This is a genomic window from Halobacillus halophilus (genome assembly GCF_020171985.1).
In the GTDB taxonomy this organism is placed as follows: domain Bacteria; phylum Bacillota; class Bacilli; order Bacillales; family Halobacillaceae; genus Halobacillus; species Halobacillus halophilus_A.
Genome location: NZ_JAIVAL010000013.1, coordinates 110491 through 125139 on the forward strand (window position 1 = coordinate 110491; position 14649 = coordinate 125139).

Consider the following 14649-nt stretch of genomic DNA (forward strand, 5'->3'; position numbering starts at 1 on the left):
TGGCCGAACAAGAGGATCGAAACCACTCAGCATCTTATCTACTTCGTTATAATTCTATAAAGGGAATATTTCCTGCATTTTGCTTCATTTCAATTGAAAACGCTGATATAAAGGCGTTTGCTGAAATGAGTGATGAACAATTCCTCTTCTTCAAAAGGTCCGATTTTCTGCCTATGGTTGGGCTGGTGGGGAAATGGGGAGACTCCCATGGGAGAAGGAATCAGGTGAGATCCCGCAGGGAGTGAAACGAGCGAGGAAGCTCACCGTAAAAAGGAGGATCGACTAAAGTCGCCACGTCCTGTGGCAACGTCGATCGACCCTACGTCGTGTAGGGCCATAGGAAAGTGTTCAAATGTGGCATCACCCCGAAAGACACGACCAGCATAAGCCGAGCATCAAAAGGGCGGTGGTCTTTCCGTCCGTTGATGAATGGCTTATGTCTCGAGTGTCTGTGTGATAGAACAAGACGAGTCATTTCCCCACCAGCCCTTTCCTCAATCAAACGTATTGGACTTAGTTATCTCGAAATCGAGTCTTCAAGTAACGGGAGCTTTCCTTAAATAAAGCAGATGTGTTCGTTACGATCCTTACACCCTCTTTGTCCTTTTACCCTAATCAAACCCCAATACTTTATAACTGTATAAATAAGTAATTCAAGCGTGACTTTTGACCCTTTTTGTAACAGAGAACATATTAAGTAAGGTCCTAAAGCAGGAGGTTCGTTCCAGAAGTCGAACATTATCATAATATGACGAGTATGGAGGTTATGAAATGGCTGAAGAACAAACTAGATATTCTCGCCTTGCGCAAATTACCCAGCTTATCAATACTAAGCTTGATTTGCGTGATGTTTTAGAGCACGTCGTAACAGCCATATCCGAAGAGATCACGCGCTGTGATTCCGTAGGGATTTACCTGCCGCAGGAAGATGGCACTTATAGAGGGTACGTCGGAAAACCAGCTCTTATAAATGGAATGACCCTTGATATGCATATTGTAGATCCAGAATACGACCAACTTGCAAAAGAAGTCATTGAGACGAAGAAAACCATTTATATTCCAGATACCTCCAAAGACAATCGCCCTGATTCAAGGGCGATAAATGCGTTCAAGATAAATTCTCTACTGGTAGCCCCTATTTTTTATGAAAATGAAATTTATGGATTGGTATTCTTATTCGACTATGGAATTCCTATGGATTTGACCGATGATGAAATAGAGTCCATCAATGCTTATGTAAATATGGCTGCTGTCGCTATTCGAAATGCCACTAATTTGACCCGTAAAGAAGATTTGATTAAAGAAAAGCAGCTATTGCTGAATGTAACCCGCGAACTCTCACTCTGTTCTTCTCTTCAAGAAGCCATTGACAAATGTTTCCATTACTTAAGTGAAGTATTACAAAACAATAATATTGGAGCCCACTTTCTAGATCCTGCAGCTGAGTTGCAGATGAAGCCCGTCAGCTTGAGTAAAAACAGTGACTGGACAGAAGATGATTGGAAGAACACACATCAGCAACTAAAGGTTGATTTTTCAAATGATGCTGCTTTCCGAGAGGTTGTAGAGAAGAAACATTCCATCATGATTCCTGACGTTACCATAGATTCAAGACCAAACCATGAGGCATGCACGCGATTTGGTATCAAAGGATTATATATGATCCCCCTGGTAGCTGTAGGAGAAGTACTTGGAACAATAGCCATTGTAAATTTACAAGAAAGAGGCTATACATATCCACGCCATGTTCGCCAACTAGCTGAATCCATAGTAGATGCCACAGCACCTGTTCTTTTTAATCTAATTTATATGGAAAAACAAGAATCGATTATTAACAAACGAACCTCTGAGCTTACTCAAAAAAATAAGGAACTTGAGGAAGCCATCACAGATTTGCAAAAAATCAGCAATGAAAAAGAACTTATACTAAATTCAGCCGGCGAAGGGATTTTTGGACTTAACTTAGACGGAAAAATCACATTCGCTAACCCTTCCGCGATCGAACTGCTTGGTTATCCGAACGAAGATGGAATTATGGGACTTTCTTACAAAAAGATCTTCTATCAGGTGGACCAGGCCGGTAATTTCCATAAATTCGTGGAAGCGGATGATGCCGATAACAACCTTGGTCATTCCGATCGTTACTTTCAAAAGAAAAATGGTTCTTATTTTCCGGTCGAATATGTGATCACACCCCAAAGACAAGCTGAGCAAATTGTAGGTTATGTAATTACATTTAAAGATGTGACCTCCAGAAAACAAATGGAAGAAAAAATAAAATACCATGCCTATTACGATATAGTGACGAATATACCCAATCGTGTTCTATTCCAGGACAGGCTGAACCAGGCCTTAACGTACGCTGAACTCCACAACCGTTCATTAGCCATCCTTTTCTTGGACTTAGATCGATTTAAGAAGATTAACGATACATTTGGTCATAGCTTTGGAGATACAGTACTTCAAAAAGCTGCACAGCGACTGGAGTCTGCTATGCCTAAAGATGCCACCGTTTCTAGACAAGGCGGAGATGAATTCATCATCCTTCTGCCAAGCGTGAAGGAAGAGCAGGATGCCGTCAATTATGCAAACAAAATCCTCCAGGTATTCGAGCAGCAATTCACAATAAATAATCAGGAAATAGCCATTAAAACAAGTATCGGAATCAGTCTTTACCCATCTGACGGATCAGGTGCCGAAGAGCTTATTAAGCATGCTGATTTGGCTATGTACAAAGCCAAAGAGCTTTCAGGGAACCAATTTCAATTTTATTCAACGGACATTGATAATCGCTCTATAGAAACTATAAAACTGGAAAACGACCTCTACAAGGCTTTAAACGAAGAAAACTCGTTCATGTTATATTATCAGCCTAAAATAAATCTGGAAACCAAAAAAATGATTGGTATGGAAGCTCTAATTCGCTGGGAACACCCTGATTTTGGGTTAGTACCACCTCAAGCCTTTATACCTCTTGCTGAGGAAACAGGGTTAATCAGGAAACTCGGAGAATGGGTATTAAAAGAAGCTTGTAAGCAGATGAAACAATGGTACATAAAGGGATATAGGGATTGGACGGTTTCCGTCAATTTGTCACCTCAGCAATTCAACCAGAACAACTTAGTTAACGTGGTCGAGCGTGTCCTTAATGAAACTCGTCTACCTGCAGGAAACTTGGAATTAGAGTTAACAGAAAACCTCATCATTCACAATACTTGTAAAACAACGACTACTATTAAACAACTGAAAGACCTGGGGATTAAAATTTCAATTGATGATTTCGGCACAGGATATTCATCGCTAGGGTACTTAAAGAACTTTCCTGTGGATACCCTTAAAATCGATAAATCCTTTATCGATGACATTACAATTAATAAAAATAATGCAGCGATCACCGATACCATTATCACTTTAGCCAACAGCCTTAAACTTGACGTAATCGCTGAAGGAGTAGAGACGCAGGATCAGATTGATTTCCTTCAAGGCCGTGGGTGTTATTTAATCCAAGGGTTCTTTTTCAGTCGTCCTCTCCCTCCCGGTCAACTGATTGAAGAATTTGTAAAAAAACATTCTACAAAGGGGTTAAAAAAATGAAATCCGTTCGAGCTGTTTTGGATTACCTGGTGTCAGGAAATGTTTCCAAAATCTTTGGAATCCCTGCTGGGTCCGTTAATGCTTTTTTCGATGAACTTTATGATATACCTTCCATTACACCTATCATCGCTAAACACGAAGGTGCAGCCGCCTATATGGCCGCTTCTTATGCCAAGTATTCTCAGTCACTCGGGGTTTGCATTGGGAGCAGCGGTCCCGGTGGTACTAACTTAGTTACGGGCGCTGCAAATGCTATGCGGGAACACTTGCCTGTGCTGTTTCTAACGGGCGCTGTACCTGTTAACACTGTGGGACTTAACGCTTCCCAGGAGCTTCATGCGGACCCGCTTTATCAATCTGTCACTAAGTACAGTAAAAGGGTGGATAAGGCAGAAGAACTTCTCTCTGAAATTCATAAGGCTGTAGAAATTGCTCTCACGGGAGTCCCGGGACCTGTACATATTGCCATGCCGATCGATGTACAGCTTCATGATATTCATGCACCCCGGATTCCAGCTTTCCCATCCCGCACTCCCTTACTGCCGGATGACCAGTTAATTCATGATACGGTTAATAAACTAACCGAAGTTAAAAATGGTTATATTTTTGCTGGTCAAGGTATACGGGGTTCAGTTAATGATGTTCTTGAATTAGCCGAAACTCTTAACTGGCCGATTGTTACTACCCCGCAGGCCAAAGGGTTGATCCCCGATGATCATCCACTGCTCACTGGTGTATTCGGGTTTGCCGGTCATGAACAAGCTTCCCAGCTTATTAATGATCGTACTAAGGAAGCCGTTCTTATTTTAGGCTCCAGTCTCGGAGAAACGGCCACTAACAATTGGAACTCTAATATTAATAAAGATAAATGGACTATCCAGGTCGATTTCGATGCTTCTGTTTTTAATCGAAAATATATCGTAGACACAGCGATTCACGGTGATGTTCATCTTACAGTTTCTTCAATCATCACAGAACTAAATGCACGCGGAAAGAAAAGAAACTCTTATCCTGCTGTGAGTAGGTCTAAAGTGGCTTTGACGGAGGAGTACAACACCTCCAACGTGCTGCTTAAGTTACAGGAAATATTGCCTTCAGCTTCAAGATATACAATCGATATTGGAGAATTTATGGCCTACGTCATTAACCATATGAATGTTCTTCATGAAGATTCCTATGATATAAACGTGCATTTCGGGGCAATGGGGAGTGGAATCGGCAGTGCTATTGGCGCCAAGCTAGCTGAACCGGAGCGGCCAACAATTAGTATTACAGGAGATGGCTGCTTCTTTATGCATGGAATGGAGATCCTGACCGCAAAAGAATACGATGTTCCTGTTCTGTTTGTAGTCATGAACAATTCACGCCTTGGCATGGTTCATCATGGACATTCCCTTCAATATAAACGAGCCCACGAACGTTTTTCTCAGCAGCCGGTGGATATATCTCAAATGGCTGCTTCCCTAGGTGTACCGTGCGTTCGAATTGATCATCTAGGTGAACTTACTGAAGAAAAGGTGCAACCATTACTTCAAAACTCCGGTCCTTCCTTACTGGAAATATCTTTGGTTGATGATACCGTTCCGCCTATGGGAGACCGAGTGAAATTTCTTTCATCCTTTGGAAAATAAGGTAATGAACATACAAACTCCGAAAATAAAATAGTTAAGATTCAAATCTATTTCAGCTCGCATCCGCGAGCTTTTTTGGGATAGTCCTTCGTATGAGCACCGCCCCTTTTGAATAATTATGGAAGGAAGGTTTAGACAAGGGGTGGAGATAATGAAAAGCTTTCAAGAAACGGCTAAGTTCGAGCATCAATTCTGGCTGCAAATTTTAGGGGACCACGCCAGATTCATCAGAGATTCGTTATACTCGTCAGAAAAAGAAACAGTTGAATTGGCTAAGTCTTATGTCCAACTATGGGATAGTTTTCTTACTGAATCCAGAAGCGGGCTTATACAGGATTGGATGACCTTCAGCCTCCAAGTTGGAGAAAAAGTACGTGAATTTCGCCGGTTCAAGCTTGATTTAATTGAGCGCTCTCTTTTTGGTCAGGTCAAGATTCACCTTCCTCCCACTTTTATTAATCACATGGTAAATGAACTGGAAGAGTATATGCTGGTTATTGGCTATTTAGGAAAAAGAGAAGTACCGCCTCTCTTTCATGAGCTGCATCACCATCTCCTTTGGTTAATGGACGCTTCAGGACACGCAGGCGCTATTAATGATGAACTTGATGGTGTGGAAAAGCGTCTGAAAGAAAAAAGCGAGAAGTTTACAAAGCATTTTGAGCAATTTTACTTAAAAGCCGTAGAAATGAAAGGGTACCTGCGTACGAATCGCCAGTCCTTTCCAGCACTGAGACGATTTAACGATGAAGTAGCCCTTGAAATGAAGATTTTTAAAACCTTTCTGCGGGAATTGGAAGAAATGGAGATGAATGCCGAACTCTTAGGTACTTTTTCTGCTTTAATGGCAGATCATATGGCTCGCGAAGAATGCTATTATTTATTTAAAGTAGCTGAGTCTACCCAGGGAGAATACCCTTCCTGTGACCCTACAAAGCCCCGTACGGAATAAAAAAGCACCCCCATGGGGTGCTTTTTTATTCCGGTAAATTCTCATTTGGAAGCTTGTAGAATTCACGGATATAACTATAATCTCCTGCCATACGCCCCACAGGTTTTAACTTATATGGGTCAATTTTATCTGTTTCCATATACACTTCTTCCCTTACATGATAGCCCACAACCTTTCCAAGAATAAGCTGGTTAAGTCCCAGATCAATAATCCTGTCGAGCTCACACTCCATGCTTACGGGGGCATCAGTAACTAGTGGAGCTTTTACATACGCGGCTCGTTCTGTGCTGGTTCCTGCCTGTATGAATTCATTTGTTTCTCTCGGATGAGCTTTGCTGCTTTCATGCATCTGATTGGCCAGCGACTCAGACACGATATTCACGACAAACTGGCCGGTCTCTTTAATATTAGTAAGGGTATCTTTTTCCCTTTCCACACTTCCCACTGAAAAACACAACGTGATAGGGTCCATTGAAGCTACGGTAAAAAAGCTGAACGGAGCTAAATTGCCTACACCATCTTCACTTTCTGTAGAAACCCATGCTATCGGTCTTGGTACAACTGCCCCTTTAATCAACTTACTCATATTATGGTCCTTAAACTGATCCTTATGGATTAACAAAACATATCCCTCCTGAGAACGTTTACACCTATCATACGCGAATCATTTTTCATTCTCATCTCTCTTGCTCAATCTGTGTTTAATTACAACATTTTAGGGAATATATGGATTAATTAACACAATATTTATAAAATTTTAAAGGAGGCCCTTTAATTGGGAAATTTATGGAGTAGTATAGAGCAAGGGATTGCAGACTTGTCAGGTTTTTTATGGACATATCCACTTGCTATTATTTTGATTGCAGGTGGTATTTTCCTCACCATTAGAATCAAGTTCTTTCAATTCCGCTTCTTTGGTCACGTTCTCCATCAAACCATCGGTCAGATCTTCAAGAAAACCGATAAAAAAGGTACCATCACCCCATTTCAAGCATTCACCTCTGCCCTAGCCTCGACAGCGGGAGCCACCAATATTGTTGGTGTTCCTATTGCCATCTCCTTAGGGGGACCCGGAGCACTATTCTGGATGTGGATTATTGCTCTAATAGGAATGGCGACAAAATACTCTGAGATTCTGCTGGGTATGAAGTACAGGGAAAAGAACGAAAAGAACGTTTGGGTCGGGGGACCTCAATATTACATAAAAAAAGCCCTCGGCTGGAAATGGCTTTCCTCTGCCTTTGCTTTTTTTCTTATGCTTGAACTAATTCCGAGTACAATGGTGCAGTCCAATTCCATTGCTACACAGGCCGAAGGAGCATTTGGATGGCCTGTTTATATTACAGGAGCTGTCGTATGTGTAGCTATTGCTGCTGTCGTATTTGGAGGTATTCAGCGTATCGCCAAGGTTACCGATAAACTGGTCCCAGGTATGGTACTCATTTATCTAACCGTCTGCTTGTATGTCATCTTTGCCAATGCCGGTCAGCTGCCGGATGTATTCAGTTTAATTTTCACTCACGCTTTCACCCCGGTTTCTGCAACAGGCGGATTCGCCGGCGCCGGTGTAGCGCAAGCTCTGCGCTGGGGAATTGCGCGCGGTCTGTATTCTAATGAAGCAGGACTTGGAACAGCTCCTATCGCTCATGCTGCTGCTAAGACAGACCACCCTTCCAGACAAGGTCTATGGGGAATCTTCAGTGTCTTTATTGACACGATTGTGATCTGTACAGTTTCAGGCATAACCGTTTTAGTTACCGGAGCATGGAAAGAGGTTGGGGGCACGGATGCTTCCAACATGATTAACATTGCCATTGGTACAGAGTTTGGAGACGCCTTCGGAAGTACCTTTATCTCCATTTTCCTATTATTCTTTGTCATGACGACCATTGGAATCCTGGTATTCTATGGCGAAAAACAAGCGGAATATCTATATAACCTTAAATTTGCCCGAGTTATGAGAATCGTTTATATTTTAGCAGTTTTTGTTGGGGCCATCGGTGGGCTGAAATTTGTGTGGCAATTCCTCGATTTACTGCTGGCTTTTGTACTACTGGCCAATATTATCCCACTCCTATTTCTGCATAAAGAAATTGCAGCCCTTACAGATGATTATGTTAACCGGGTATATAAGAAGCGTAAAAGTAAACAGGAAGTTGAACTATTTGATGAAGAAGAAGCCGGTTAAAGTAGTTAAAGACTAAAAAAAAGCAAGCATGGCGGGCCATGCTTGCTTTTTATATTACCTTAAGAATACGTGATCACCAATTACGGTAGTTACTTCTTTACTGCTAAGGTAACTGCTGGAAGCTTTTGCTGGATTATAAAAGAAAAGAGACTCTCTATCATAACCCTGATAAGCTACAGCTTCCTCTACTGCCTGTTTCGACTCCTGACTGGCAGGCTGCTCAATCGTCCCATTCAATACTGGTGAGAATTGAATTCCATCATAGATCACTCCATAAATGGAGTTAGGGAATTCATTGCTTTCTACACGATTCAATACCACTGTTGCTACGCCAACTTTACCTGCATAACTTTCTCCTTTAGCTTCCGCCTCCACTAAGCGAGCCAGTAAATCTTTCTCCCATTCTTCCGGAAGCACAGGCATCTGCAACTGTTCTCCTGGATAAATCACAGAAGACGATTTATCATTGACCGCCTTCAGCTGATGGGTTGAAATCCCATAGTTCGATGCAATGCTATATAAGGAATCGCCTCTTTGGACGGTATAAGTTTGTTGAGCACCTTCCGCCTGAGCAGGGAAAGTAAATGTGAATATTCCAGCAAATACCAATAAGGAAATCATTAAGTTCTTAAACATATGCAATCAACCTCCCTGAAATAATCTATTTCACACATTAACATGGGAGATTAAAACTTTTCACTATTAATTATTTCCAACATTACCAGCTGTTCAATGTACGAAATGGAAGCTTAAATCATTTTATGAATCACTAGATAGGGTTAAAATGAGAGAAATAGAGAAAAGCAGGTGATTTTAATGTTAGACACGCATGCTAGAAAGTATGTACAACCATCTATAGAAAAAACCGCTTCTTTTTTACTAAGAAGAGGCAGGACCCCCAATCAGATAACCATTCTTGCACTTTTTCTAGGTCTTTCTACCAGTCTTCTCTACTTAAGCGGTTATCCAATAATAGGAGTAATCGTATTATGGGTATCAGGCTTTTTAGACGCTGTGGACGGGACGATGGCACGCCATACGAAATCCTCTCCTTTCGGAACTGTCATGGACGTTACGTTCGATCGAATCGTGGAAGTAGCCATGATTGTGGCGGTTGCCTATTTACATCCCGAAGTCATGTGGCCACTATTACTATTAAGCGTTTCGATTATTATTTCCATGACGGTTTTCCTAGTGGTGGGCGCAGTATCGGAAAAGGCAGGGATCAAGTCTTTTTATTATCAGGCAGGAGCGGCTGAACGATCAGAAGGCTTTATATTTTTTAGTATTATGCTCCTATTTCCCAACTTCCTTCTATGGTCCACTCTTCTTTTCTTTGCTGTGGAATTGTTTACCGGAATACAAAGGTTCATGGAAGCAAAGCGGATTCTGCAATAAGTGGAAAAGATGCTTAATACGCCGATTTATCTTCTTTCCTCTCCCATTTCTTAAAGGGAAGCGCTGCATTATCTAAGGTTATTCTGCGGAAAGGCAGGGATCTTTCCTGTGGATGTTTTGAAACTTCTTTATAGATCAGTTCATCATCAAAACCTGCACGTGAGGCATCATCTCTTCCTGCCGAAAAGTACACCTGCTCAGGACGCGCCCAATAAATAGCTCCCACACACATGGGACAGGGCTCGCAGCTTACATAAAGCTCGCATCCCTTTAACTCAAAATGTCCCAGAGTTTCGCACGCACTTCGAATTGCCTGCACTTCCGCGTGGGCTGTAGGATCCATCTTCTCTGTCACTCTGTTACCCGCTTCTGCAATGATAGTCCCTTCTTTTACTACAATGGCAGCGAATGGACCTCCATCGCGCTCCACATTGTCAGCGGCTAATTGAATCGTGTACCTCAGGTATTCCTCTTCAGTCATCTGCTGCATCCCCTCTCGCTGAATGTGATTTTTACGTATGTTTACCTACTCTTAAAAATTAAGCTCTCCTCCTTTTAAACGCTTCACCCCTCTCTGAGCAGACAGGTCTTCTACAAGCTTCAATAGAGCACGATCCTTTTCTTTAGCCTCAATCATGACATCAATCGGCTGCTCTGTCTGTTTGACTATTTTTAGAAAAGGGGTTACATACGCTTCCTCTACGTAATCTGCATGACTGCGGTAAGCTCCTTCGCTCTTTGGAGAAGATAAGTGAACTTTGGGTGGAAACCCGTATCCGGACCATGTTTCGTAAAACCTCGGCAAAAGTTCAACTAAATCTTCATCAGCGGTATGGTTAGCCATGTAATGATGATAGTCAAACATCATAGGGATCCCTTCTTTCTCGCAAACTTCCAAGGTTTCTGTAGTGGTGTACGTTTTATCATCATTCTCCAAGGTCATTTGCTTTTTAATTGGATCCGGCAATTGCTTTAAATTTTCATGAAAACGCTCAAGAGCAGCTGCTTTATCCCCGTATGCCCCTCCGATATGAAGATTAATATGAGATTCTTCATGAAGCCCCATCGCTTTTAATAAAGCATAATGATATTCCATATCTTTAACGGCATTTTCAGTCACATGGGGCTTATCACTTGTAAATAGTGTGAATTGATTAGGGTGGAAACTCGTCCTTAGCTGGTGTTTCTTTACGAGCTTCCCGATTTCAGCATACAACTCCTTAAATGGTGTAATATAATCCCATTCCACATCGTCATGGGTGGCTAATGGCACAAGGGCAGAAGAGAAACGATATAGCGGTATTTCATGTGCAATATTGTAATGAATGGCCCTTAGTGTATGCTGTAAATTTAGTCGCGTAATTCTTTGCAGCTCAGAGATCCGCTCTTCTTCTTTTAATTTTTGGTATCTCGAAAAGGTCATGGTTTTCGCCGGGGTGGCTTCCCATAGGGAAAGTGCATGGGCTACATATCCGAATCGTATGATCATTTAAACAAACTCCTTCTTCACTTCTTAAATGTCTATCACTATATTCCCCGTTTCTCAGGTGTTTAATATACTTACCGCACTTTTCATTTATGATTTTCAGCTGCAAAAAAAAGAATCTTCTTCAAGAAGATTCTCACGTTTCATCCATATACTGGACTTTTAATAAATGTAAAGCGTAATTAACGAAACCACGATACCTATAAATCCGCACATTAAGGTGTAAGGAAGATTTTTTAGAACGATTTGATAAGGATTAACGCCTAAACCAACAGAGGTAATCGTTACAATAAGACCATAGGGAGCTGACGGAACCGTAGCAATGGCACAGCTTGCGAGTAAAATCGTCAAGGTTACCGAAGGCAGTGCTTCCGTTAACAGTCCGCTGACTCCCCCAAAGATCCCCATCGTAGCAATCGGATGCACGCCGAGCAGGGTTAACACAAGAAATGCAGCTTGAATAAACAGCATAATGAGAATAGGGCTGCCTTTCAAAGCAACAATCGGATCCTGTAAATATTGTAAAAATGGAGAAGCATTCAATGCCTCCGTAAAAAATGATAATGATAAAAGCAGTACGATGAAATTATTTAAATGATTGGTCTGTCTTTTCCAAGTGGGCCACCCAATCTGCAAGAAGCTGTTTTTTCGATGTTTTAAGACCGCCCATATAAAAGCAAATGGGAATATGGCAATGGTGACAGCAAATAGAAAGTCAAGCTGAACAACGTTCGCTAAGAACACAACCACCACTAGAAATAGAATAAGAGCCGCGATGAACTCTACTAATTTCTTTTTATTTGATTGGGGAGAGATTCCATCACGCGGATTATACCCTATATCATGTTTACGGAAAATGAGCTTTCCCATAGTCGAGTCCAATATAATTCCGATTAGAGCAATGAGCAGCATCCATGGCAGGACTTCTAAGTAATTGGCACCTGTTATAAAAATGGATGTAGCCAATAAAATTTCTAATGGACTCCACAGTAAGGCAAGGGAATATCCCCGCAGCGTGGCCATGGCTATGAAGCTATTTCTCACTTTAGTTTTAGCTTCTTTTAATTGATTTTTCAACAGGTCCTGTGAAATTGTTGCTGACGATAGATTCAAAAACGCAGCCAGTGACACCATCGTTACTTCACTTCGTATGTATAAGGATCCCATCCCTTTCGCGTTTCCACCAAGCAAAGACTGCAGCAATTTATTATATCTACCAGCTTTTACTACACTATTCATCCATGGGAGCATAGAAAGAAGAAAAAGCAGACTTATGTTCCCAGCAAAGAAAGAAGGTATTTCATCTACTGAGACGTCACTCGATATAAAGAAAAAAACGCCGACTGCTAACAACACAATACCAAGAATCCGAAAAACCTTGTCAGACCTGGGGAAATTAATGATTACCATCATTATTCCCATGAGCCCGATCACAAAAAAGAGAGTATCATTTGCCCAGAATACATGGACAGTATTTAGTAAGAACACCAATGAATAAAAGATATATAAGTAATTTGTAAGCTTTAAATTGTGCATAATCTCACCTGCCTCTAGGCGAACAATACATGGAATATAAGATGAGTTCGTCTACTTATTTTTACCAGTGATCTCATCCTATCGGTTACAATGATTATTTTCAAGAAACTTGAATTTCAGAAAGGGGTTTATCCCTTATCCTTATCGAGAGCCCTGGTCAACTTCACCGTTTTCTTCCGCTCCTGCTAGGAGGCTTTTTCGATACTCATCCCATCCACTAACTCTTGAAGTTCATGTGTTAATTGATTTAGCTGATCAACAACAGCTTCTAATTCTTGAGACATGGCCAGCTGTTGTTGAGAAGCTGCGGCTATTTGCTCACTGCTTGCTTCATTCTCTTTAGCAGCATTTTTCAATTCTTGCATTGAAGCTTGAACTCCAGCTCCACTTGTACGGATTTGTGAAGAACGCCTTCCTGTATCTTTTATCCGGTGAGTAACTTCTGAAGTAGCTTTCTGAATACCGTTTAATGATCCTTCAGCGTTCTCCATCAGCTTATACCCTTCATTTATCTTCAAAGTACATTCGTTCATCTCTGAGTGAATGATCGCTGATTCTTCCTGTATACCTGATACAACTTTGTGAATGGATTGTGCAGATTGACTCGACTGGCGTGCTAATTTCCTGACTTCTTCCGCTACCACCGCAAAACCTTTCCCTGCATCTCCTGCTCTTGCTGCTTCAATAGAAGCATTGAGGGCTAAGAGATTTGTCTTTTCTGTGATCTCTCTTATAACAGAAACAAAATTAGATACTTCGCCCGTCTGGTTCAAAAATTGGGCAAATAAATCTTCTAACTGTTCCACTGAGCGATTAGCCTCCTGAACCCTGTTTCTCGCCTCATCAACTATAGATGCTCCTGCAAGAGACTGCTCATTAGCGGATTCAGAGTGGTGCTCTACTTCCTTTATATGTTCATCCATTTCTTTAATCGTTTGCAGCAGTTCTTCCAGTTTTCCTGTGTTTTCCTCTGCCTGGCCTCTTTGAGTAGCAGCCGCCGCATTCATGGTTTGAGCAGAACCAGCTATATCCTGAGCGGAATTGGCGCTTTCATTTGTTTCATGCTGAATAACTTGCGCCAGCCTCCCAAGCTCTGCCATACTTCGGTTTACATGCTGGACGACAGCTTCGTATGTCTTTGAACTGCGGCTGCGCTCTTTCTCTATCTCTCTTTCTAACTTCCTCTTATGTAGTATTAAGATAAGTGTGGCTCCATAGGTGAGCAAAAGGAACACAGCATGGATCATGAGCAAAGAGAATTTATAATTGGGTGTTCCGCATAACAGTACCGGAAAAAAGAAATAGCCAGCTAAGTGATGTACGGCAAATATGCCCGTGCTGATGCTAAGCATAGCGATAGAGTTATAATAGGCAATGAGAGCGAGAACCATAAATATGGAATAATGATATTCAACCAACCCATCACCTGAAGCGATGATGAGCATCGAGCCATGAGTTAAAGCCAAAGTAATGATTAACGGAAGTTTGCGGTGGTTCGAATCGATTCGAAAAAGAGTGAAGCCTATGATTACAAGAACTGCCGTTATCCCTAAAAGGATATAAAGCAGAGTAGTCATAGAAGGTGAAAGGTTATTTACCCCCATAAGAAAAGAGTAAGACTCTAAAAACCCAAAAACACGGTGCAATATATAAACCGTCACTGCAATGATCAACACTCCGAAAGCGAAACATAACATAAGTAGATTCCCGTTCAACCTTTTTACCATTACTTTTAACCCACCCTCAATTTTATATCTACCTCTACGCAATACTAATGAACTATACTTAATAATACGAATTATTTGATTAATCTACTATTACTACATTTTTACGTATGTATTAATAGGATACTTATCCTGCTGCA

General features: G+C 41.4%; 11 protein-coding genes. 5 read left to right on the forward strand and 6 right to left on the reverse strand.

The annotated features are described in order from the left end of the window. Positions 1-771: 771 nt before the first annotated feature. The 3 genes from LCM11_RS17315 (at position 772) to LCM11_RS17325 (ending at position 6177) form a co-directional block, all read left to right on the forward strand. Entirely contained in the window at positions 772-3594 is a 2823-nt protein-coding gene (locus LCM11_RS17315) for an EAL domain-containing protein (protein WP_224895547.1), read from the forward strand. Next, positions 3591-5225, forward strand: coding sequence for a thiamine pyrophosphate-binding protein (locus LCM11_RS17320; RefSeq protein WP_224895548.1), 1635 nt, complete (start codon positions 3591-3593; stop codon positions 5223-5225). Before LCM11_RS17315 ends, LCM11_RS17320 begins: the two co-directional genes overlap by 4 nt. A gap of 151 nt (positions 5226-5376) precedes the next feature. Further along, a complete protein-coding gene (locus LCM11_RS17325) occupies positions 5377-6177 on the forward strand; it encodes a DUF2935 domain-containing protein (RefSeq protein ID WP_224895549.1) in 801 nt (266 codons plus the stop codon). Positions 6178-6202: 25 nt separating this feature from the next. On the opposite strand, the gene LCM11_RS17330 is transcribed toward LCM11_RS17325, so the two are convergent. Then, positions 6203-6799 carry a flavin reductase family protein gene (locus tag LCM11_RS17330; protein WP_224895550.1) on the reverse strand — a complete coding sequence of 199 codons (597 nt, stop codon included), beginning with the start codon at positions 6797-6799 and terminating at the stop codon, positions 6203-6205. Between the two features lie 153 nt (positions 6800-6952). On the opposite strand from LCM11_RS17330, the gene LCM11_RS17335 reads away from it, so the two are divergent. Further along, complete coding sequence (locus LCM11_RS17335) at positions 6953-8365, forward strand: alanine/glycine:cation symporter family protein (protein ID WP_224895551.1); 1413 nt, start codon at positions 6953-6955, stop codon at positions 8363-8365. Between the two features lie 54 nt (positions 8366-8419). Here the strand turns inward: LCM11_RS17335 and LCM11_RS17340 are convergent, their stop codons facing one another. Further along, entirely contained in the window at positions 8420-9001 is a 582-nt protein-coding gene (locus tag LCM11_RS17340; RefSeq protein ID WP_224895552.1) for a cell wall hydrolase, read from the reverse strand. A gap of 180 nt (positions 9002-9181) precedes the next feature. Here LCM11_RS17340 and LCM11_RS17345 point away from each other — a divergent pair, with 180 nt between their 5' ends. Then, positions 9182-9763 (forward strand): CDP-alcohol phosphatidyltransferase family protein, encoded by a 582-nt coding sequence (locus LCM11_RS17345; protein ID WP_224895553.1) that lies wholly within the window; start codon positions 9182-9184, stop codon positions 9761-9763. A gap of 13 nt (positions 9764-9776) precedes the next feature. On the opposite strand, the gene LCM11_RS17350 is transcribed toward LCM11_RS17345, so the two are convergent. The 4 genes from LCM11_RS17350 to LCM11_RS17365 form a co-directional block, all read right to left on the reverse strand. Then, the gene (locus tag LCM11_RS17350; RefSeq protein WP_224895554.1) at positions 9777-10244 is read right to left on the reverse strand and encodes a nucleoside deaminase; all 468 of its coding nucleotides are present in this window, start codon (positions 10242-10244) and stop codon (positions 9777-9779) included. Positions 10245-10295: 51 nt separating this feature from the next. Next, on the reverse strand, positions 10296-11252 hold the full coding sequence (gene uvsE / locus LCM11_RS17355; protein WP_224895555.1) for a UV DNA damage repair endonuclease UvsE: 957 nt from the start codon (positions 11250-11252) through the stop codon (positions 10296-10298). A 159-nt stretch (positions 11253-11411) separates the two neighbouring features. Continuing rightward, positions 11412-12785 (reverse strand): hypothetical protein, encoded by a 1374-nt coding sequence (locus tag LCM11_RS17360; RefSeq protein ID WP_224895556.1) that lies wholly within the window; start codon positions 12783-12785, stop codon positions 11412-11414. A 185-nt stretch (positions 12786-12970) separates the two neighbouring features. Next, complete coding sequence (locus LCM11_RS17365) at positions 12971-14482, reverse strand: methyl-accepting chemotaxis protein (protein WP_224895557.1); 1512 nt, start codon at positions 14480-14482, stop codon at positions 12971-12973. Positions 14483-14649: the final 167 nt, after the last annotated feature.

Bases quoted from the DNA above. Each gene is read 5' to 3' on its own strand.
- LCM11_RS17315 (WP_224895547.1), top strand. From the start codon at position 772: ATGGCTGAAGAACAAACTAGATATTCTCGCCTTGCGCAAATTACCCAG.
- LCM11_RS17320 (WP_224895548.1), top strand. From the start codon at position 3,591: ATGAAATCCGTTCGAGCTGTTTTGGATTACCTGGTGTCAGGAAATGTT.
- LCM11_RS17325 (WP_224895549.1), top strand. From the start codon at position 5,377: ATGAAAAGCTTTCAAGAAACGGCTAAGTTCGAGCATCAATTCTGGCTG.
- LCM11_RS17340 (WP_224895552.1), bottom strand. From the start codon at position 9,001: ATGTTTAAGAACTTAATGATTTCCTTATTGGTATTTGCTGGAATATTC.
- LCM11_RS17345 (WP_224895553.1), top strand. From the start codon at position 9,182: ATGTTAGACACGCATGCTAGAAAGTATGTACAACCATCTATAGAAAAA.
- LCM11_RS17350 (WP_224895554.1), bottom strand. From the start codon at position 10,244: ATGACTGAAGAGGAATACCTGAGGTACACGATTCAATTAGCCGCTGAC.
- uvsE (WP_224895555.1), bottom strand. From the start codon at position 11,252: ATGATCATACGATTCGGATATGTAGCCCATGCACTTTCCCTATGGGAA.
- LCM11_RS17360 (WP_224895556.1), bottom strand. From the start codon at position 12,785: ATGCACAATTTAAAGCTTACAAATTACTTATATATCTTTTATTCATTG.
- LCM11_RS17365 (WP_224895557.1), bottom strand. From the start codon at position 14,482: ATGTTATGTTTCGCTTTCGGAGTGTTGATCATTGCAGTGACGGTTTAT.